The sequence below is a fragment of the Sphingomonas sp. 8AM genome, from assembly GCF_902506455.1.
In the GTDB taxonomy this organism is placed as follows: Bacteria; Pseudomonadota; Alphaproteobacteria; order Sphingomonadales; family Sphingomonadaceae; genus Sphingomonas.
The window spans coordinates 922,260-941,965 of the sequence record NZ_LR733844.1 but is presented as its reverse complement, the minus strand read 5'-3'; the positions used below and the strand labels follow the sequence as shown (position 1 = coordinate 941,965).

Genomic DNA, 19,706 nt, shown 5'->3' with positions numbered 1-19,706 from the left:
GGCTGACTCCCCGGGGGTCACGGCACCAGCACCGTATCGACCGGCGGGTCGCGCAATTCGGGATAGTCGAGCGTGTAATGCAGCCCGCGGCTTTCGTGGCGGTGCAGCGCCGAGCGGACGATCAGATCGGCGGTCTGGAGCAGGTTGCGCAGCTCGATCAGATCGGGGGTGACGCGGAAATGCCCGTAATAATCCTCGATCTCGCTACGCAGCAGATCGATGCGGTGCCGGGCGCGCTCCAGCCGCTTGGTGGTGCGGACGATCCCGACGTAATTCCACATGAAGCGTCGGATTTCGGTCCAGTTCTGCTTGATGACCACTTCCTCGTCGGAATCGGTGACGCGGCTTTCGTCCCACGCCCGGATCGCAGGTACCTGGGGCAATGTGTCCCAGCATTCCGCAATGTGCTGCGCCGCCGCCTCGCCGAACACAAAACATTCGAGCAGCGAGTTTGACGCCAGCCGGTTTGCGCCATGCAGCCCCGATTGCGTGCACTCGCCCGCCGCATAGAGCCCGGGCAGATCGGTGCGCCCGTCGCGATCGACCATGATCCCGCCGCAGGTGTAATGCTGCGCCGGCACCACCGGGATCGGCGCGACGGTCATGTCGATCCCCAGCCCCTTCAGCTTCTCGTAGATGTTCGGGAAATGCCCGCGCACGAAATCGGCGGGCATGTGGCTGATGTCGAGATGGACGAAGTCGAGCCCATAGCGCTTGATCTCGGCGTCGATCGCGCGCGCCACCACGTCGCGCGGCGCCAGCTCCAGCCGCTCGGCATCGTAATAGGGCATGAAGCGCTTGCCGGTGGTCGGGTTGATGAGCCGCCCGCCCTCGCCGCGCACCGCCTCGGTGATGAGGAAGTTCTTGACCTCCAGATGATAGAGGCAGGTCGGGTGGAATTGCATGAATTCCATGTTCGCGACGCGCGCGCCAGCACGCCACGCCATCGCGATCCCGTCGCCGGTCGCGCCGCGCGGCGCGGTCGAGAACAGATAGGTCCGCCCCGCCCCGCCGGTGGCGAGGATCGTCGCGCGCGCGGTGTGCAGCCCGACCGCGCCGGTGCGGCGGTCGATCGCATAAACGCCCCAGACGTTGCCTGCGCCCGAATAGCGCTCCTCGTGCCGGCTGGTAGCGAGGTCGATCGCGACCTGATCGGGGACGAGCGTGATGTTGGGGTGCGCCTCGGCGGCGCGTTGCAGCGCTTCCTGCACCGCCCAGCCGGTCGCGTCGGCGACATGGACGATGCGGCGGTGCGAATGCCCGCCTTCGCGCGTCAGGTGCAGCGCGCCCTTCTCCTCCGCGAACGGCACGCCCAGCGCGCGCAGCCGCCCGATCGCGGCGGGTGCACGCTCGACCACGAACTCGACGATCGCGCGGTCGTTGAGCCCGGCGCCGGCGACCATCGTGTCCTCGACATGATGCTCGAACGTGTCGCCGGGTTCGAGCACCGCGGCGATCCCGCCCTGCGCCCAGGCGGTCGACCCTTCGTTGAGCGCGCCCTTGGCGAGCACGGTCACCTTGAAGCGGTCGGCGAGGTTGAGCGCCGCGGTGAGCCCGGCCGCGCCGGAGCCGACGATCAGGACATCGCTGGTCGTCATGCGGCGCGCCCGCGAATGTTGCGAATGTTGAGACGCTGGCGGGTTCTTGCGGCGGGCACGGGGTACATGACGATCATGTGGCATAGATCAGGCCGTGAGGGACAGATGTTTGCTTCTTCCCTCTCGTCATTCCCGCGAAGGCGGGAATCCAGAACCTCAGACGTTTCGGCTCTTGCGAAAACCTGCGGGTCTGGATCCCCGCCTTCGCGGGGATGACGAATGTGGAGGGTCTACCGCGCCACCACCGTCGGCAGCCGGTCGATCGGCTCGACGGTCACGCTGCGGAACCACGTCTCCGCGCCTTCCGACTGCAACTGGACGTGCCCGTGCGTCAGCGGCGTGCGGACCCCACCGCCGCCGACCGTCGCCAGCCCCTCGACCACCATCACCGGCACGCCGTTGACGACATGCACCGCGCGGTCGCCGAGCACATACAGGTCGAGCACGTTCCACTGCCCCGCCGGCCGCTCGGCATCGCGCGCGTTCTCGACGTTCCAGATCAGCGAGCCGTTGACGATCTCGACCGGCTTGCCGCCCATCCGGTAGCGCACCGGCGGCGAGATCAGCGCCGGGTCGAGCGCGGCCGTGGTGCGGATGCGGACGTCGCGCCCGACCGCGACCGCCATGCCGGTCGACCCCTTCATGATCTCGAACTCGACCGACGGCTGCCACGTCCCGAACACCGTGCCGGGCGTACCATGCGTATGGTACAGCAAGCCGTTGTTGGGCGGCTGGTCGGCGCGCGGTGCCCAGCGCTTGTCGCCCCAGCGATATTCGAGCCGCAGGTGATAATCGCGCAGGTCGGCGTCATGGACCAGCGCGCCCCAAATTTCGCCCTTGACCCACATGGCCGGCTTGCCGTCGATCGGCTTGACCGCGAAGTCGCCCGCGGTGGAGCGCGAGCGGCCGATCGGGGTCGCGCCGGGCTTGTCCCGATAAGTCACGGATGGGTCGGGATAGCCGAGCCACGGCTGCCAGCCGGACAGGTCGCGGCCGTTGAACAGCGCACGCGCAGGGCCCGTCGGCTTGGGGACGTCGGTGAGGACGAGGGTCTGCGGGGTCGTGGGCGCGTCGCCGACGATCGCGCGGGCCTGCTCGACCGTTGACGGCGCGGGCGCCGCGGCCTGCGCAATCGCTGCTGCCAGCAGGATGATGTTCATCGGTGCCCTCCCCTACGCTTGCGCGGGGATATCGCAGGATCGAGGTGCCGCAACAACGGCTTACGACCAAGGTCGCCCCCCGGATCCATGTCCGCGGCCCCGCCACCTGTCATTGCGAGCGTAGCGAAGCAGTCCAGAGCCCGACCAGGACGCTCTGGATTGCTTCGCTGCGCTCGCAATGACGTGGCGAGCGTATCGGTCGGCTGCGACGAAGAAAGAAGCGGGGCGCCGGATCAAGTCCGGGGCGACGAAAAATCAGCCCGCGTTGGCGGCGCGGGTCAGGTTGAGGAACACGTCCTCCAGATCGGCTTCCTTGGTGCTGACATCGACGATCCCGTAGCCGTCGCGCTGGATCGCCCCCAGCACCTCGCCGGCGTTGACGCGGTCCTTGGCGTAGGTGATCTCGAGCGTCCGCGTGCCTTTCAGCGCGACCTTCCCGAAACAATCGTTATCCGGCAGCGCGGTGACGTCGCGGTCGACCGTCACCGCGACGATCTTCTCCTGCGCCTTGCCGAGCAGTTCGGCGGTCGGCGAGTTGGCGATCACGCGGCCGTGATTAATGATCGCGATCCGGTCGCACAATTCCTCGGCCTCTTCGAGGTAATGCGTGGTCAGCACCACCGTCACCCCCGCGTCGTTGAGGCTGCGGACATAGGTCCACAATTGCTGGCGCAGCTCGATGTCGACGCCCGCGGTCGGCTCGTCGAGCACCAGCACCGGCGGCGTGTGGACCATTGCCTTGGCGACCATCAGCCGCCGCTTCATGCCGCCCGACAGCGTTCGGGCGTAAGCATTGGCCTTGTCCTCAAGATGCACCGCGCGGAGCAGCTCCATGCTGCGGCGCTCCTTCTTCGGCACGCCGTACAGTCCCGCCTGGATCTCCAGCGTCTCGAGCGGCGTGAAAAACGGGTCGAACAGGATCTCCTGATTGACGATCCCGATCGACGCCTTGGCGTTGCGCGGGTGTTCGTCGATGTCGAAGCCCCATATCGTGGCCGCGCCGCTGGTCTTGTTGACCAGCCCGGCGAGGATGTTGATCAGCGTCGACTTGCCCGCGCCATTCGGTCCCAGCAGCCCGAAGATGCTGCCGCGCGGCACCTCGAACGTCACGCCGTCCAGCGCGCGCTTCGGCGCACCGCCCTTTACCCCGGCGTAGGTCTTGCACAGGTCGCGGATCGAGATCGCTGCTTCGGTCATGCGGCGGCGATAGGCGTGCCGGCGACGGAAGCCAATAACGGAGGATTGTTTCGTCGCCGCCGCCTTGCTAATCGCCTGCCCATGCGCCCGCCGTCCGAACTCGTCCGCACCTCCTCCGCCCGCGTCGCCTGCGACGGCGCAACCGACATTCCGGGCGGCGCGGCGCTCGGCCACCCGCGCGTGTGGTTGCAGATCGACGAGCATGGCTATGTCGATTGCGGCTATTGCGACCGGCGCTTCGTGCTGATCGGTGGACCGGCAGACGGCGTGGATCACAGCAAGCTGCCCGACATTCCCGACGGTGCCAGCCCGCAATAACGTCGCTTTCCGCCGCGCGGCGGCGTAGAATGATGTCACGCGGAGGCGCGGAGAGCGCAGAGGTGTCGCGCCTGTGGCGTCATGCTTGCGAACACGTCAAGCGGATCGGCATCCCCCCACTGGCAGATGCCGTCATCCCGGACTTGATCCGGGATCCCGCTTCTTCCGTCTGCCGGTGAGAAGAAGCGGGGCCCCGGATCAAGTCCGGGGCGACGAAGGAAGGATGACGCGGATCGGAAGCGGCGCCGCGGGCGCGCGTCTCTCCGCGTGCTCCGCGCCTCCGCGTGAACCCCGACAATCCCACCGCTGGCATCCCCACCCGCGCGCGCCTATCTTGGGGCGATGACCGATCCCCGCTCCTTCCTGTACCGCGACACGCTCGATCCCGCGACCGCGCAGCGCGTCACCGCCGATGTGCTGGCGCGCGCCGATGACGGCGAGCTGTTCCTCCAATATCGCAAGGCCGAGGCGTTCGGGTTCGACGACGGGCGGCTGAAGACCGCCAGCTACGATACCACTGCCGGCTTCGGGCTGCGGGCGGTGTCGGGCGAGATGACCGCCTTCGCGCACGCCAATGAGCTGAGCGAGGCCGCGATCCGCCGCGCCGGCGAGACGATGGCGCTGATCGACCCATCATTGGCGGCGAAGGCCGCCGCGCCGACGCGCACCAACCACCGCCTCTATACCGACGCGGATCCGCTCGATCTCGTGCCGTTCGCCGACAAGGTGAACCTGTGCCAGACGATCGACGCCGCGGCGCGCGCGCGCGATCCGCGCGTCGCGCAGGTGTCGGTCGGGCTGTCGGGGACGTGGAGCGTGGTCGAGATCGTCCGCGCCGACGGCTTCGTCGCCACCGACGTGCGGCCGCTGGTGCGGCTCAACGTGTCGATCGTCGCCGAGGCGAACGGACGCCGCGAGACCGGGTCGTTCGGCGTCGGCGGGCGCTATCTCTATGACCGTGTGATGACGCCCGACATGTGGAACCGCGCGATCGACGAGGCGCTGGCACAGGCGCTGGTCAATCTCGAGGCGGTCGACGCGCCCGCGGGCGAGATGACGGTGCTGCTCGGGCCGGGCTGGCCGGGCGTGCTGCTCCACGAGGCGATCGGCCACGGGCTGGAGGGCGATTTCAACCGCAAGGGCACCTCGGCCTTCTCCGGCCGGATCGGCGAGCGCGTCGCGGCGGCGGGGGTGACGATCGTCGACGACGGCAGCATCGCCGACCGGCGCGGCTCGCTGACGATCGACGACGAGGGCACGCCGACCTCCGAGACGATCCTGATCGAGGACGGCATCCTCAAGGGCTATATGCAGGACCGGCTCAATGCGCGGCTGATGGGGGTCGCGCCGACTGGTAACGGCCGCCGCGAGAGCTTCGCGCACGCGCCGATGCCGCGGATGACCAACACCCTCATGAAGGCCGGCAAGGACGATCCCGCCGAGCTGCTGAGCCGCGTGAAGAAGGGCATCTTCGCCAAGTCGTTCGGCGGCGGGCAGGTCGATATCGTCTCGGGCAAGTTCACCTTCTCGTGCACCGAGGCGTACCGGATCGAGGACGGCAAGATCGGCGCGCCGATCAAGGGCGCGACGCTGATCGGCGACGGGCCGAGCGTGCTGACCAGGGTACTGGGCGTCGGTCACGACTTCGCGCTCGACGAGGGAATCGGCGTGTGCGGCAAGGGCGGGCAGAGCGTGCCGGCGGGCGTCGGACAGCCGTCGCTGCTGATCGACGGGCTGACGGTGGGCGGGACGGCCTGATCGCGACACCGCATCGCCGCGCGCGGGCGGGGATGCGATGACTAGGCGGCGGGCGCGACCGCCGCCGCGCGTGCCCGGCCCCGCCCGTAGCGCTGCGCCAGCCGGTGCGTCGGCGCTTCCACCGTCCTCCAGAACAGCGTCGCACCGCTGATACACAATAGCAGGTACGCAGCGAGCTTTCCGATATCAGCGACCACTCCGTCACCGAACACGCGCCGCACGATACTGCCGCTCATCACCAGGATCGGCAAATGGACGAGGTAGAGCGAATAGGAGATCGCGCCGAGCCCGATCAGCCAGCGCTGCCCGCGGCCGGCGGTGAGCCAGTGCGCGCGCGCCGCGACGAACAGCCCGGCCGCCGTGAGCATCGCCGGGGTGTTGAACACCTCGGCCGTCGCCGGCGCCCGCCACAACGCGATCGCGACGATCAGCGCGAGCGCGACGAGCGGCGCCGCGCCGACGCGGCGCCAGCCGGCGGCATAGGCGAGCGCGCCGGCCGCGAAGGCGAACCAGAAGTTGAGGAATACGCCGCGCGGCATCCATTGCTGGTCACCGAGGCTTGAGGCGATCGCGACGAGGATGAACGCCGCGGGCAGCAGCCAGGCGATCTGCCGGAACAGCCCCGCTCGCGAGCGCGCCCGGCACCACGCCCAGGCGCCCAGCAGCGTGACGAGGTAGAATTGCACTTCGTAGGTCAGCGTCCAGTAGACGATCTGGATGTCGGGCAGTCCGAGCAATTCCTGCAGATACAGCAGATGCGCGATCACGGTGGCGGGCGACGGCCATGGCAGCGGCGCGCCGTGCGCCATCGCCACTGCCGCGGTCGCGCCCCAGGCGAGCGGGATCGACAGCCAATAGGCCGGGTCGAGGCGCAGGCTGCGACGGATCGCGAAGGTTCCGGCATAGCGCGCGTCGACCTGCTTGCCCCACAGGCTGTGCGCGATGACGAAGCCGCTCAGCACGAAGAACACCGCCACCCCGCCGCGCCCGTCGTCGAACACGACCTCGCGCCAGGGCGAGGGCATCGCGGTGTACAGCGTGCGGATGCTCTGCAGTGTCCAGACATGGAACAGCACGACCCACAGCGCGGCAAGCCCGCGCAAGACCTGCAAAAGGTCGAAATGGGTCGCGGCGACGGGCGGGGCGGGTCCGTCGGCGTGCCGCGCGCGCGCGCCGGAACGCGGCGCCAATGCTGATGTCTTGCCCAAGGAACGCCCACGATGCAGCTTGATTCTTAACGGGTCCGCTATACCGACGATTCCTTGACGCGGTAATAAATCGACAGGGCCCGGCTGGTGATGTGCACCCGCCCGCCCCGGTCGCGGAGACACACGCCTTGAAATGGGTTTTGCTCGCCCTTCTGCTGGGTCTTTGTCCGCTCTTCGTCCAATATGCGCGACAGCCACGCTACCGGCCGATCTTCGGCTTTGCCTTCGGTGCGCTGCCGTTCCTGCTGTCGTATCTGCACCTCTATATCGCGCCGGTATCCTTCCCCTATTGGCCGGGGCATACCAAGGGCATCGAGGTTTCGCTGATCGACTCGCTGGCGGTGGCGATCCTGATCGCGACGCCGCGCCGGCTCAAAAGCGCGCCCTATCTCTGGGCGTTCGTGAGCTACATCGTGCTGACGACGCTCACCGTCACCTGGGCGATCGATAAGCTCGCCGCGCTGGGCTATGCGGTTCAACTCATGCGGATGTTGCTGGTATATCTGGCGGCACTGCGGCTCTCGACCACGCCGCGCATCGTGCCCGCGGTCGTCGCGGGCGGGGTCGCCGCGCTGCTTCTGCAGCTGTTCTTCTCGGTGCAGCAGCATTTTGCGGGCGTCCTGCAGGCCGTGGGCACGTTCGGTGCGCAGAATCTGCTCGGGCTGATGACCAATCTCGTCGCCTTGCCGGCGCTGGTGATCCTGCTGTCCGGCGGCCGCGGCTGGTATGCCAAGGCCGGACCGGTGGTGGCGTTGCTGATCGACCTGTTCACCGCCTCGCGCGCCACGATCGGGTTCGGCGCGATCGGGATGGGCGGCGTGCTGATGGTGTCGAGCCTGTGGCGGTGGACGCCGCGCAAGCGGACGATGACCGCGCTGGCGGCGGTCGCGGTATTGTGCGCCACCCCGTTCGCGCTCCGGATGATCGGCGAGCGCACCAGCCACAACAATGTCGAGAGCAGCGACTCCGAGCGACAGGCGTTCAAGCGCGCCGCCTGGGCGATGATCGGCGATCACCCGGCCGGCATCGGCGCGAACAGCTACGTCGTCGTCAGCAACGTCGACGGCTATTCCGCCCGCGCCGGCGTGGTCGCGTCGCAGGGCAGCCGGTCGACCAACGTCCATAACAGCTACCTGCTGGTCATGGCGGAGACCGGGGTGGTCAGTATCGTCTTCGTCGTGATGATGATCGGCGGCGGCTTGTTCACGATGTTGCGCACCGCCTTCCGCCATCGCAGCGACCGGCGTGGCGACGTGCTGATCGGTCTGGGCATGACCTTGCTCACCGCCGGATTGCACCTGAATTACGAATGGGCGTTCGTGATCTTCCCGGTGCAATATGTGATGTTCCTCTATCTGGGCCTCGGCATCGGGATCGCCGAGCAGGTCAACGCCGATGCCGCGCGCGCGCGGCGCGAGGCACGGGCGGCGCGTCGGGCGATCGAGGACGACACCGGCGACGAACCCGCCGCGGCGCCGCTGCCCGCCGGGGCGTGACGGCCCGCCACTGCGGCGTCCCCGGCGGGCTGCCCGTCGCCGCGCGACATCACGCCGGTGTCGCGACAGGTCGCCGGGTCGGCACTTGTCGGACGCGACCGGATCGTGCTTCATGGAGCAAACGGCCATGTGCACTGCGCGCATGCGCCTCTATGCGGAAGCGATCGATGGCCAAGTTCTTTCCCGCCCTCACCGCCGAGCATCGTGCGTTCGTCGCGAAGCAGCCGGTGTTCTTCGTCGCCACCGCCGCGGCGGACGCACGCGTCAACCTCAGCCCCAAGGGCATGGACAGCTTCCGCATCCTCGACGACACGACCGTCGCCTATCTCGACGTCGCCGGATCGGGCAACGAGACCAACGCGCATCTGCTCGCCGACGGGCGGATCACGATCATGTTCTGCGCCTTCGACAATCCCGCGCTGATCTTCCGCATCTACGGCCGCGGTCGCCCGGTGCTGCCGCAGGATGACGAGTGGACCGACCTGGCGGGGCATTTCACGCTGCTGCCGGGTACACGGCAGATCTTCGTGATCGCGGTCGACGAGGCGCAGACATCGTGCGGCTGGGGCGTGCCGTACATGGCGTTCGAGCGCGAGCGCGACACGCTCAACAAATATCACGCCAGCACCGACGATGCGACGCCCTTCGGCAAATATGCGGTTCGTACCCACAGCATCGACGGGCTGCCGGTGCGCAGCCCGACGCGCGTCCCCGCCTGATGGCGCTCGTCGAGCTCGGCCGCTACGACCGCAACCTCGCCAACATCCTCGTCGCGCGGCTCGAGTCCGACGGCATCCCCGCACTCGCCTTCGACGGTGGTGCGAGCATCGCCGACGGCAGCTGGCTGCTGATCCCGGTGCGCGTGATGGTCGATGAGGACGATCTCGCCACGGCGCAGGCGATCGCCGGCCCTGCCTGATTTTTGGGCAGTGGTGACGCGCTGCACAATTATTAACGGCCGTTAGTACCTTTTGACGGGTCTGCGCCCTCTGCGCGCAACTGGCACGCTGCTTGCGAAGCTTCCTTACGGGACAAACGCAAAGGGGGCGTGATGAAGCTGGTCATAGCCATCATCAAACCGTTCAAGCTCGACGAGGTGCGCGAAGCGCTCACCACCGTCGGCGTGGCCGGGATGACGGTGTCGGAGGTGAAGGGGTTCGGTCGTCAGAAGGGCCAGACCGAAATCTACCGCGGCGCCGAATACAGCACCAACATGGTGCCCAAGATCAAGATCGAGGTCGTGTGCGCCAGCGACATCGCCGACCGCGTGGTCGAGGCGATCCAGGCGGCCGCCAACACCGGCGCGATCGGCGACGGCAAGATCTTCGTGCTCGATGTCGGACAGGCGGTGCGGATCCGCACCGGCGAAACCGACGACACGGCATTGTGATGGGGGGACCGATGACGCTTTATCGAAAGATCGCGGGCGGCGCGGGGGCGCTGGCCGCCACGCTGCTGACCGCCGCGCCGGCATGGGCGCAGGCCGCCGCCGGGCCGGTGCGCGCGCCTGCTGCCGAGGTCGCGGCGACGATGGTCAACAAGGGGGATACCTCGTGGCTGCTGATCTCGGCGGCGCTGGTGCTGATGATGTCGATCCCCGGCCTCGCGCTGTTCTACGGCGGGCTGGTGCGCACCAAGAACATGCTCAGCGTGCTGATGCAGGTGTTCATGATCGTCTCGGTCGCCAGCCTCGTCTGGGTGTGCTGGGGCTACAGCATGGCGTTCACCGGCGGTAACGCGTTCGTCGGCGGGCTGTCGAAGGCGTTTCTCGCCGGCGTCGGGCCGACCTCGGTCGCGGCGACCTTCTCGAACAACGTCTACGTGCCCGAATATGCGTTCATCGCCTTCCAGATGACCTTCGCGTGCATCACGCCAGCGCTGATCGTCGGCGCGTTCGCGGAGCGGGTGAAGTTTACCCCGCTGCTGATCTTCGTCGTGCTGTGGCTGACGATCGTCTATTTCCCGATGGCGCACATGGTCTGGTACTGGGCCGGCCCGGACTTCCTGTCCGACGCGCCGACCGATGCCGGGCTGCTGTACGGCTGGGGCGCGCTCGACTTCGCGGGCGGCACCGTGGTGCACATCAACGCGGGTATCGCGGGCCTCGTCGGCTGCCTCATCATCGGCAAGCGTCATGGCTACAAGTCGGAGCCGATGCCGCCGCACTCGCTGACGATGACGATGATCGGCGCCTCCCTGCTGTGGGTCGGCTGGTTCGGGTTCAACGCCGGCTCCAACCTCGAAGCAAATGGCGGCGCGGCGCTCGCGTTCGTCAACACCTTCGTCGCCACCGCCGCCGCGGCGGTCGCCTGGGCGGTGATCGAGCAGATCGTCCACAAGAAGCCCTCGCTGCTGGGCGGCGTGTCGGGGGCGGTCGCCGGCCTCGTCGCGATCACCCCGGCTGCGGGTTTCGCCGCACCGATGACGTCGATCATCCTCGGCTTCGTCGCCAGCGCGGTGTGCTTCTTCTTCGTCACCACGGTGAAGAACAAGCTCGGCTATGACGACACGCTCGACGTGTTCGGCGTCCACTGCGTCGGCGGGATCATCGGCGCGATCGCGACCGGGATCGTCGCCGACCCGTCGCTCGGCGGTCAGGGCTTCATCGACTACACCAGGTTCCCGTCGGTCGCCGGCCAGTATGACATGGCCGCGCAGGTCATCACGCAGATCAAGGCGGTCGTGCTGACGCTGGTGCTCTCGGGCGGCGTGTCGGCGGTGCTGTTCTACGGCATCAAGGCGACGATGGGGCTGCGTCCCTCGCTCGAGGTCGAGGTCGAGGGTCTCGACATCAACGAGCATGGCGAACGCGCCTACAATTACTGACGAATTCGCGGGGCGGCGACGGTCGCCGCCCCGCCACCGATGTTCCTCCTGCGGACAACACCTCGAGGCCCGGCGCGGAAACGCGACCGGGCCCTTTTTTGCGTGCTGCGCTGCAAGATGACGCGGGTGTCGGGATACGCTATATGAGCATCCGGCGCCGGGTGATCCCGTACGAGCGAGACCCCGGCTCCGAGAAGGAGAGGATGGGTCATGTTGAGGATCAGGAACGCCGGTCATCATGGCATGGTCGCTGCCGGACTCGCCGCGACGTTCACCGCCGCGGTGCTTGGCGCACAGCTTGCCGCCGATGCGGTGGTCTATGTCGGAGAGCTGTTGATACGGTGATTGGCGCGAAATGACAGGGGCCGGGATCTTTCATCCGTCATTGCGAGCGTAGCGGAGCAATGACGGTAACGTTGATGTCACCGTGCTCTTCGGCAATTCCCGTGACCTTGGACTTGATCCGGGGCGACGGAGGTACGCTACTTCGGCAACCGGATCTCGAACAGCGTCGGCCAGCGCTTGCCGGTGACGAACAGCCGCCGCGCCTTCGCGTCCCACGCAATCCCGTTCGCCACCGCCTCGGGATCCCGCGCACCGACTTCGGCGACGATCGCGCGCAGGTCGATCACGCGCGTCACCACGCCGCTGCGCGGATCGATCGCGACGATGAACGGCTGGTGCCAGACGTTGGCGAGGATCTGCCCGTCGACCATCTCCAGCTCGTTGATCTGGTCGAGCGGCCGCCCCGCGAACGTGACCGTCACGGTGCGCCGCACCTTCATCGTCGCCGGATCGTGGAAGGTCAGCATCGCGCTGCCGTCCGAGCGGATCAGCGACGACGCATCTGAGGTCAGCCCCCAGCCCTCGCCTGTGTAGCGCATCGTCCCCAGCGGCTTGAGCGTCACGGCGTTCCAGCGGTGCGCGATGCCGTCATGCCACGTCAGGCTGATCGCCTCGCCTTTCCACAGCGCCAGCCCCTCGCCGAACTGTGCCGCCGGGATCGTCCGCCGCAACGTGACCTTGCCGCTGACCGGATCGAGGCGCCGCACGTCGGAGCGCCCCTCCAGCCCGACGCTCTCGATCAACGCCCCGCCATGCCACACCAGACCCTCGGTGAAAGCGGCACGATCGTGCGGGAGCCGGCGGACGACGACGGGCGTGACCAGCACCGGCTGGCGCGCCATGACCGCCGACGCGGCCTGTGGCGGAGCCGCCCCGGCCGGACCGGCGAGAGCGAGAAGCGGAAGAAACAACCAGCGCGACATGCGCCAGCGGTACGATGCCGCGCGGCGCGGAGCAATCGCGTTGCGCAGCGGCGGCGTCAGCCGGTTTTCGGCGCGCTGCCCTGCACCGGGCTGATCGTGGCGATGCCCTTGTTATTGATCGACACCACCCAGGGCGTCCCGTCGTCGCAGGTCGCGACCCAGCTCGGGTTGCCCTGCAGCACTGGCCCGGCGACCGAACGCGTCACGCCCTGGCATGCCCGGCCCGCGTCGCTGATCGCGCGGAACAGCACGCCGTTGCGCTCCTTCTCGTTCAACTGCCCGATCTGCGCGAGATAATCGCCGCTGCTGTTGTTGGTGGCGGCGGTCGCGCTCTCCCGGTCCGGCGCCTTGCCGCAGGCGGCGAGCGACAACGGCAGGATGGCGGCGATCACGGCGTGGCGAATCATGTCGGGGCCCTCGAAGACGAACGTTGCGCCGGTTTAACATTTTTCACAGCTTGGGGTTGCACCTTGTCCTCTATGAAGAAGGGCGGGCGAGTCGTGGGGACGGTGTGATGCGGGCAAAGCGGTCGATCGGGATGGTGGCGGGGCTGGCGCTGCTGGCATCGTGCGGGGATGGTGACGGCGGCACGCGCGTCGCGGCCAGCACCGGCGGCAACACGGGAAGCAGCGTCGGAGGTACTACCACCCCGACCGGCTGTGCGCTGCGCGCGCGGCAGGACTGGCTGCTCGCCGCGATGAATGAATGGTATCTGTTCCCCGAATCGCTGCCGGTCAGTCTCGACCCTGCCGGTTTTTCGGATGCCGACAGCTTCCTCGACGCGCTGACGGCGACCGCCCGGGCACAGCGCAAGGATCGTTATTTCACCTATCTCACCTCGCTGCGGGAAGAGAATGCCTATTACAGCTCGGGCGCGACCGTCGGGATCGGCGTGCGGCTGGCGTGGGACTCAAGCAACCGCGTCTTCGTGTCCGAAGCCTATGAGGGTGCGCCCGCATTGACCGCCGGGATCGACCGTGGCGCGCAGATCGTCGGAGTCGGCGCCACCGCCGCTTCGATCCGCACCATCAGCGACATGCTCGCCAGCCGCGATTACGATGCGCTGAACGAGGCCTTCTATTCGGCCAGGCCAGGCACCGTGCATGTCTTCCGGATCGTCGATGCGAACGGCACCCGCGATGTGTCCGTGACCAGCGCCGACTACACGCTCTCGCCGCTGTCGTCCCGCTATGGCGTCAAGGTGATCGACGATAACGGGCGCAAGGTCGGCTACGTCAACCTGCGGACCTTCATCAATACCGCCGACGACCAGCTGCGCAGCGCATTCGCCACCTTCAAGGCGCAGGGCGTGACGCAGGTGATCGTCGATCTGCGTTACAATGGCGGCGGGCTGCTCTCGACCGCCGAGACCTTCACCGACCTGCTCGGCGCCAACCGCTCGACCGGCGACGTGCAGGCGTACACGACGTTCCGCCCTTCCAAGGCGCAGGAGAACGAGGTCCGTTACTTCGCGCGCGAGATGAACGCGATCGCGCCGACGCGGATTGCCTTCATCGGCACGGACCAGACCGCGTCGGCGAGCGAATATGTCATCAACGCGCTGATCCCGTATCTGCACGGCGACCTCGCGCTGGTCGGCGGCAACACTTATGGCAAGCCGGTCGGACAGATCGCGATCGACAATCCGTCATGCAGCGACGACCGGCTGCGCGTGATTGCCTTCGCGCTCCAGAATTCGGCGCGGCAGGGCGATTATTACAACGGGCTCGCGACCAAGGTGGAGGCGAGCTGTCAGGCCGCTGACGACTACGCGCACCCGCTGGGCGACGTCAGCGAAACGTCGACGCGCACCGCACTCGACTGGCTGGCGGGGCGTGGGTGCACGCGGATCGGCGCGAGTGCGGCGGTGACGCGGACCGCCGGGCTGTTCGCACCCTCGCAGCACCCATTGGTGGCGACCAACCCGACCGTCGCGCAGCGCGAGACGCCGGGGCTGTATTGAGCGGAACGGCTTGCCGGTAGCGTGGTCCCGGACTTGATCCGGGGCGACAGTGTAAAGACGTTTCGCTTGGCTAACGGCGGCCCCCGACCTGACATTCAAGCGCCGGCCGGCGGCGGATCACGATCGGCGGCGCCGGTTTCCTAGTCCTTCCAGCCCCAATAGAGCTGCGCCGGCGGCACGTTCCACCATTCCATGTCGTGATCGATGCGGTGGAAATGCGGTGCGATGAAGTCGCGGACCTTGGGGCTGAACTGATAGACGAGGAACGCACCGCCGGTGCGGAGCACGCGCTGCGTCGCGGCGGCGATCGCCGGGCCGACGCCGTCGGGGAGGGTCGAGAACGGCAGCCCCGACAGCACGTAATCGGCTGCCGCGTGACCGTGTTCGGCGACGATCCGCTCGACATCCGCTGCCGAGCCATGAACCGCGACGAACCGCGAGTCAGTGATCGTATGGTCGAGGTAGCGGATGAAGTCCGGGTTGGTGTCGATCGCGATCAGCATCGCGTCGGGCGCCATCCGCTCGAGAATCGGACGGCAGAAGGTGCCGACCCCCGGACCATATTCCACGAACAGCTTGCAATTGGCCCAGTCGACCGGACCCAGCATCTTCGCGATCAGCCGGTCGGAGGACGGGATGATCGAGCCCACCATCACCGGGTGCTTCAGGAAGCCGGTAAAGAACATCTGCCACGGTCCGGGCACGCCGGCGGCTTTGCTGCGATCGCGCCGCACGGCGTCGGTGGAACTGGTCATGTGGAAAAAACGGCTCCCGAACCTGATGCGATGACGATTCCGCGTCAGTCGCACGACGAACGCCCTGCGGGCGAAGCGGTTGCCATAGCCGGGTTGCGCGCGGCCCCCAAGCGCCTAATCGACATTGGCTTGAGACGAGTCGGGAGCAGCGGGTGACACGGCAGGCGCGGGACGGCACGTTCGCCTTGATGTTCATGGTCATGCTGACGATCGCCGCCGGTAACACCGCGCTGCAATCGGTGCTGCCCGCGCTCGGCCGCTCGCTGGGGGTGCGCGATGCCGAGGTCGCGCTCGCCTTTTCGGTATCGGCGTTGTTCTGGGTGCTGGCCGCGCCGTTCTGGGCGCACCGATCGCACCGCCACGGCCGGCGCGCGATGATCCTGCTCGGGCTCGGCGGCTATGCGACCAGCCTCGTGCTGTGCGGATTGTTCCTCGCCGCCGCGATCAACGGCTGGATCGGCGGGACGGCGGCGTTTCTGCTCTTCATCGTCGGCCGCGTGATCTATGGCACGACCGGCGCCGCCGCCCCGCCCGCGGTGCAGGCGCTGGTCGCCGGCAGCACGACCCGCGAGGAACGGACTCGCGCCCTCACCCTGCTCGCCTCGGCGTTCGGGCTGGGGACGATCCTCGGTCCCGCGCTCGCGCCCTATCTGATCCTCGGCCATATCGGCCCGGTCGCGATCGGGCTGGCGGGACCGGCGTTCGTCTTCGCGTTGTTCGGGTTGGCGATGCTGGTCGCGGTCTGGCGGCGGCTGCCCGACGACCGGTCGGACGATACGAGCCACGGCGCGGCCAACGCCTACCCGTCGATTGGCGGGCAATCCTCGGGCGCGAGCGTCACCGCGGCGATCGCGCCGGAGGGCGGCGCGCGGATCGGTGCGCGCGACCCGCGTATCCGCTGGTGGCTGTTCGTCGGGCTGGTGATGGGTCATGCGCAGGCAATGACCGGGCAGGTGATCGGCTTTCTCGTGATCGACCGGCTGGGCGTGTCACCGGTCGACGCGCTGGGCGCGACCGGGCTGGTGCTGATGACCGGGGCGGGCGCGTCGCTGCTCGCGCAATGGGGGATGATCCCGCTGCTCGACCTGCGCCCGCGCGCGCTGGTGCTGGTCGGGCTCGCGCTCGCCGCGGCAGGGTGCTGGGCGACCGGCCATGCGACAACCCTGCCAGCAATCGCGACCGGCTATGCGCTCGCCAGCCTTGGCTTCGGGTTCATCCGGCCGGGGTTCACCGCCGGATCGAGCCTTGCGGTCGACGCATCGTTGCAGGCGTCGGTGGCCGGCAAGGTCACCAGCATCAGCGGGGCGAGCTTCGTGCTGGGACCGTCGATCGGGATCGCGCTGTACGGCGCAGGACACGCGCTGCCGTACGATGCCGCGGCGATCGCGTGCACGGCCATGCTGCCACTCGGGTGGCGGGCGCTCAGAGAATAGGTTTTCTCGCGCAGAGACGCAGAGACGCAGAGAGCGAGCGCCGCAGGCAAATTACCCGTCCATTACGAAGGATGTTCGTCAGCCTGCGGCGCAACACCTCTGCGCCTCTGCGTCTCTGCGCGAATCAAACCTCCTTGCCGCCCGGCCGCGCGGTCAATTGCCCCGGCGCGATGAAGCCGATCGGCTGGATCGCGTTCGCGTCCTGCTTCAGCCGCGCTGCCATCTGCTCGTAATCGCGCTCCACCTCGGGGGTCACGCTCGCGCGGCTCTCCTCCAGCGCACGCTCGAAATGCGCACGGCGCACCTCGCGCGTGTCGAGCGATTCGCGCAGCGCGATCAGACCCGCGCGCCGCACGACATCTTCGAGATCGGCGCCGGTGAAGCGCTCGGTCCGCGCCGCCACCGCGTCGAGGTCGACGTCGGGGGCCAGCGGCATCTTCTGCGTCTGGATGTCGAGGATCCGCCGCCGCCCCGCGGCATTGGGCACGCCGACATAGACCAGCTCGTCGAACCGCCCCGGCCGCAACAACGCCGGATCGATCAGGTTTGGCCGGTTGGTCGCCCCGATCACCACCACCGACTGGAGTTCCTCCAGCCCGTCCATCTCGGCGAGGATCGTGTTGACCACGCGCTCGGTCACCTGCGGCTCGCCGAGCCCGCCGCCGCGCGCCGGCACCAGCGAGTCGAGCTCGTCGATGAAGATCACCGTCGGCGCGACCTGCCGCGCACGCTGGAACAGCCGCGTGATCTGCTGCTCGCTCTCGCCATACCATTTGCTGAGCAAATCGCTCGACTTGGTGGCGATGAAGTTCGCCTGCGCCTCGCGCGCCACCGCCTTGGCGAGCAAGGTCTTGCCCGTCCCCGGCGGACCGTAGAGCAGGAAGCCCTTCGCCGGGCGGATACCCAGCCGGCGGAACGCATCGGGGTCCTTCAGCGGCAACTCGACGCCTTCCTTGAGCCGCATCTGCGCGTCATCGAGGCCACCGACGTCGGACCATTTCACGGTCGGCGCCTGCACCATCACCTCGCGCATCGCGCTCGGCTGGACGCGCTTCAGCGCCTCGGTGAAATCCTCGCGCGTCACCGCCAGCGTATCCAGCACCTCCGCGGGGACCGTGCGATCCTCGAGGTTGAGCCGCGGCATGATCCGCCGCACCGCCTCGATCGCCGCCTCACGGGTCAGCGCCGCCACGTCGGCGCCGACGAAGCCGAACGTCTGGCGCGCCAGCTGATCGACATCTACGCCATCGCCGAGCGGCATGCCGCGGGTGTGGATGCCGAGGATCTCGCGCCGGCCGCGCTCGTCGGGGACGCCGACGATGATCTCGCGGTCGAAGCGGCCCGGCCGGCGCAACGCCTCGTCGATCGCTTCGGGGCGGTTGGTCGCTGCGATCACGACCAGATTGGCGCGCGCCTCCAGCCCGTCCATGAGGGTGAGCAACTGCGCAACGAGGCGCTTCTCCGCCTCGCCCGACACTTGACCCCGCTTGGGCGCGATCGAGTCGATCTCGTCGATGAACACGATCGACGGCGCGGCCTTGCTGGCTTCCTCGAACACCTGCCGCAGCCGCTGTTCGGATTCGCCATAGGCCGAGCCCATGATCTCGGGCCCGTTGATGAGGAAGAATTGCGCGTCCGACTCGTTCGCCACCGCACGCGCCAGCCGCGTCTTGCCGGTACCGGGCGGCCCATGCAGCAACACGCCCTTGGGCGGATCGACGCCCAGCCGCTGGAAGAGTTCGGGATAACGCAGCGGCAATTCGACCATCTCGCGAAGCTGGTCGATCGTCTGCCCCATGCCGCCGATATCGTCATAGGTGACGTCGGCGCGCCGCGCGGCCTGCGGCTCCTCATATTCGGGGCGCAGCTCGATCTCGGTGGTTTCGTCGATATGGACGACACCCTTCGGGCTCGCCGAGACGACCAGCAGCCGGATCTCCTGCAAGGCATAGGCCGGCGCGTTGACGTAGCGCTCCATCCCCGGCGGCATGTTCTGGACTCGCTGGTGACCGGCGGTCGCGACGATGTCGCCCGCGCACAGCGGCCGCCCGAAGAAAGTGCGCTTCAGCGCGTTGGTCGAGCCCTGCAGCCGAAGGTTCTGCTGCGCCGGTGCGAACACCACGCGCGTCGCGGCCTTTGATTCGGCGCGGCGCACCTCGACGAAATCGCCCGAGCCGACCCCGGCATTGGCGCGCTGAAGCCCGTCGATGCGGACCAGTTCCAGCCCCTCGTCCTCGGCATACGGGCCGATCGCGCGGGCGGGCGTGGTCTTCTTGCCGACGATCTCGACGACGTCACCGTCGGTGATCCCCAGCGCCGCGAACACCGCGCGCGGCAGGTGCGCGACACCGCGCCCGCTATCCTCGGGCCGCGCGTTTGCGACCTGCAACTTCACCAGTTTTTCGTCGGCTTCCGCCATGTCGTTCCTTTCGCGCGGCCATTGGCCGAGCGCAGAAGATAGGGCGGCAGTTTCGCATTGCGAGCCGGCGACCCGCCCCCCGCAGACGAAACACTCGCAGACGAAAAAAAGGCCAGCCCCAAGGGGCCGGCCGTTCGAAGTTTTTAGGAGAGGATGCCTGAAAGGCCTGTCCTATGTGCGCCGCGGTATACGCCTTCGCAAGTGCGAAAAGGTAGCGGCACGCTTGCATTTTTTGCAACTCAGCGGGCGATTGTTGTTGCGCGAGTGGCCGGATATTGCATGATGCAGCGCAACAGCCATTCTGGAC

General features: G+C 67.9%; 18 protein-coding genes. 10 read left to right on the top strand and 8 right to left on the bottom strand.

Going from position 1 to position 19,706, the window contains the following annotated elements; all coding sequences use genetic code 11:
• Window positions 1-17 precede the first annotated feature (17 nt).
• The 3 genes from nadB to BACI71_RS04715 all read right to left on the bottom strand — a co-directional run bounded on the left by nadB (window position 18) and on the right by BACI71_RS04715 (window position 3,955).
• Window positions 18-1,598 (bottom strand): L-aspartate oxidase, encoded by a 1,581-nt coding sequence (gene nadB, locus BACI71_RS04725; protein ID WP_159755704.1) that lies wholly within the window; start codon window positions 1,596-1,598, stop codon window positions 18-20.
• A gap of 230 nt (window positions 1,599-1,828) precedes the next feature.
• Complete coding sequence (locus BACI71_RS04720; RefSeq protein WP_159755701.1) at window positions 1,829-2,758, bottom strand: 3-keto-disaccharide hydrolase; 930 nt, start codon at window positions 2,756-2,758, stop codon at window positions 1,829-1,831.
• A 255-nt stretch (window positions 2,759-3,013) separates the two neighbouring features.
• The gene (locus BACI71_RS04715; protein ID WP_159755698.1) at window positions 3,014-3,955 is read right to left on the bottom strand and encodes an ABC transporter ATP-binding protein; all 942 of its coding nucleotides are present in this window, start codon (window positions 3,953-3,955) and stop codon (window positions 3,014-3,016) included.
• A gap of 81 nt (window positions 3,956-4,036) precedes the next feature.
• On the opposite strand from BACI71_RS04715, the gene BACI71_RS04710 reads away from it, so the two are divergent.
• Window positions 4,037-4,273, top strand: coding sequence for a zinc-finger domain-containing protein (locus tag BACI71_RS04710; RefSeq protein ID WP_159755695.1), 237 nt, complete (start codon window positions 4,037-4,039; stop codon window positions 4,271-4,273).
• Between the two features lie 342 nt (window positions 4,274-4,615).
• Window positions 4,616-6,031, top strand: a complete 1,416-nt coding sequence (gene tldD / locus BACI71_RS04705) for a metalloprotease TldD (RefSeq protein WP_159755693.1) — start codon at window positions 4,616-4,618, stop codon at window positions 6,029-6,031.
• A gap of 41 nt (window positions 6,032-6,072) precedes the next feature.
• Here tldD and BACI71_RS04700 read toward each other — a convergent pair whose 3' ends face one another.
• Entirely contained in the window at window positions 6,073-7,221 is a 1,149-nt protein-coding gene (locus tag BACI71_RS04700; protein WP_159755690.1) for an acyltransferase family protein, read from the bottom strand.
• Between the two features lie 158 nt (window positions 7,222-7,379).
• Here BACI71_RS04700 and BACI71_RS04695 point away from each other — a divergent pair, with 158 nt between their 5' ends.
• From BACI71_RS04695 to BACI71_RS18035, 6 genes are all read left to right on the top strand, one after another.
• On the top strand, window positions 7,380-8,735 hold the full coding sequence (locus BACI71_RS04695) for an O-antigen ligase family protein (RefSeq protein ID WP_159755687.1): 1,356 nt from the start codon (window positions 7,380-7,382) through the stop codon (window positions 8,733-8,735).
• A gap of 167 nt (window positions 8,736-8,902) precedes the next feature.
• A complete protein-coding gene (locus BACI71_RS04690; RefSeq protein WP_159755684.1) occupies window positions 8,903-9,454 on the top strand; it encodes a pyridoxamine 5'-phosphate oxidase family protein in 552 nt (183 codons plus the stop codon).
• A complete protein-coding gene (locus BACI71_RS04685; protein WP_159755681.1) occupies window positions 9,454-9,654 on the top strand; it encodes a putative signal transducing protein in 201 nt (66 codons plus the stop codon). Before BACI71_RS04690 ends, BACI71_RS04685 begins: the two co-directional genes overlap by 1 nt.
• Window positions 9,655-9,786: 132 nt before the next feature.
• Complete coding sequence (locus BACI71_RS04680) at window positions 9,787-10,125, top strand: P-II family nitrogen regulator (RefSeq protein WP_028967359.1); 339 nt, start codon at window positions 9,787-9,789, stop codon at window positions 10,123-10,125.
• 11 nt (window positions 10,126-10,136) lie between these two features.
• Window positions 10,137-11,561 carry an ammonium transporter gene (locus BACI71_RS04675; RefSeq protein ID WP_159755678.1) on the top strand — a complete coding sequence of 475 codons (1,425 nt, stop codon included), beginning with the start codon at window positions 10,137-10,139 and terminating at the stop codon, window positions 11,559-11,561.
• Window positions 11,562-11,771: 210 nt separating this feature from the next.
• Window positions 11,772-11,906, top strand: a complete 135-nt coding sequence (locus BACI71_RS18035) for a hypothetical protein (RefSeq protein ID WP_268894056.1) — start codon at window positions 11,772-11,774, stop codon at window positions 11,904-11,906.
• A gap of 137 nt (window positions 11,907-12,043) precedes the next feature.
• Here BACI71_RS18035 and BACI71_RS04670 read toward each other — a convergent pair whose 3' ends face one another.
• Both BACI71_RS04670 and BACI71_RS04665 read right to left on the bottom strand, forming a co-directional pair.
• A complete protein-coding gene (locus BACI71_RS04670; protein WP_159755675.1) occupies window positions 12,044-12,829 on the bottom strand; it encodes a glutaminyl-peptide cyclotransferase in 786 nt (261 codons plus the stop codon).
• 56 nt (window positions 12,830-12,885) lie between these two features.
• Entirely contained in the window at window positions 12,886-13,236 is a 351-nt protein-coding gene (locus tag BACI71_RS04665; protein ID WP_159755672.1) for a hypothetical protein, read from the bottom strand.
• Window positions 13,237-13,343: 107 nt separating this feature from the next.
• Here BACI71_RS04665 and BACI71_RS04660 point away from each other — a divergent pair, with 107 nt between their 5' ends.
• Entirely contained in the window at window positions 13,344-14,792 is a 1,449-nt protein-coding gene (locus BACI71_RS04660) for a S41 family peptidase (RefSeq protein WP_236552813.1), read from the top strand.
• A 140-nt stretch (window positions 14,793-14,932) separates the two neighbouring features.
• Here BACI71_RS04660 and BACI71_RS04655 read toward each other — a convergent pair whose 3' ends face one another.
• Window positions 14,933-15,547 (bottom strand): class I SAM-dependent methyltransferase, encoded by a 615-nt coding sequence (locus tag BACI71_RS04655; protein ID WP_159755669.1) that lies wholly within the window; start codon window positions 15,545-15,547, stop codon window positions 14,933-14,935.
• Window positions 15,548-15,699: 152 nt separating this feature from the next.
• Here BACI71_RS04655 and BACI71_RS04650 point away from each other — a divergent pair, with 152 nt between their 5' ends.
• Window positions 15,700-16,980 (top strand): MFS transporter, encoded by a 1,281-nt coding sequence (locus BACI71_RS04650; protein WP_159755666.1) that lies wholly within the window; start codon window positions 15,700-15,702, stop codon window positions 16,978-16,980.
• A gap of 124 nt (window positions 16,981-17,104) precedes the next feature.
• Here BACI71_RS04650 and BACI71_RS04645 read toward each other — a convergent pair whose 3' ends face one another.
• On the bottom strand, window positions 17,105-19,399 hold the full coding sequence (locus BACI71_RS04645) for a CDC48 family AAA ATPase (protein ID WP_159755663.1): 2,295 nt from the start codon (window positions 19,397-19,399) through the stop codon (window positions 17,105-17,107).
• Window positions 19,400-19,706: the final 307 nt, after the last annotated feature.

Bases quoted from the DNA above. Each gene is read 5' to 3' on its own strand.
- nadB (WP_159755704.1), bottom strand. From the start codon at position 1,598: ATGACGACCAGCGATGTCCTGATCGTCGGCTCCGGCGCGGCCGGGCTC.
- BACI71_RS04720 (WP_159755701.1), bottom strand. From the start codon at position 2,758: ATGAACATCATCCTGCTGGCAGCAGCGATTGCGCAGGCCGCGGCGCCC.
- BACI71_RS04715 (WP_159755698.1), bottom strand. From the start codon at position 3,955: ATGACCGAAGCAGCGATCTCGATCCGCGACCTGTGCAAGACCTACGCC.
- BACI71_RS04710 (WP_159755695.1), top strand. From the start codon at position 4,037: ATGCGCCCGCCGTCCGAACTCGTCCGCACCTCCTCCGCCCGCGTCGCC.
- tldD (WP_159755693.1), top strand. From the start codon at position 4,616: ATGACCGATCCCCGCTCCTTCCTGTACCGCGACACGCTCGATCCCGCG.
- BACI71_RS04690 (WP_159755684.1), top strand. From the start codon at position 8,903: ATGGCCAAGTTCTTTCCCGCCCTCACCGCCGAGCATCGTGCGTTCGTC.
- BACI71_RS04685 (WP_159755681.1), top strand. From the start codon at position 9,454: ATGGCGCTCGTCGAGCTCGGCCGCTACGACCGCAACCTCGCCAACATC.
- BACI71_RS04680 (WP_028967359.1), top strand. From the start codon at position 9,787: ATGAAGCTGGTCATAGCCATCATCAAACCGTTCAAGCTCGACGAGGTG.
- BACI71_RS04675 (WP_159755678.1), top strand. From the start codon at position 10,137: ATGACGCTTTATCGAAAGATCGCGGGCGGCGCGGGGGCGCTGGCCGCC.
- BACI71_RS18035 (WP_268894056.1), top strand. From the start codon at position 11,772: ATGTTGAGGATCAGGAACGCCGGTCATCATGGCATGGTCGCTGCCGGA.
- BACI71_RS04670 (WP_159755675.1), bottom strand. From the start codon at position 12,829: ATGTCGCGCTGGTTGTTTCTTCCGCTTCTCGCTCTCGCCGGTCCGGCC.
- BACI71_RS04665 (WP_159755672.1), bottom strand. From the start codon at position 13,236: ATGATTCGCCACGCCGTGATCGCCGCCATCCTGCCGTTGTCGCTCGCC.
- BACI71_RS04660 (WP_236552813.1), top strand. From the start codon at position 13,344: ATGCGGGCAAAGCGGTCGATCGGGATGGTGGCGGGGCTGGCGCTGCTG.
- BACI71_RS04655 (WP_159755669.1), bottom strand. From the start codon at position 15,547: ATGACCAGTTCCACCGACGCCGTGCGGCGCGATCGCAGCAAAGCCGCC.
- BACI71_RS04645 (WP_159755663.1), bottom strand. From the start codon at position 19,399: ATGGCGGAAGCCGACGAAAAACTGGTGAAGTTGCAGGTCGCAAACGCG.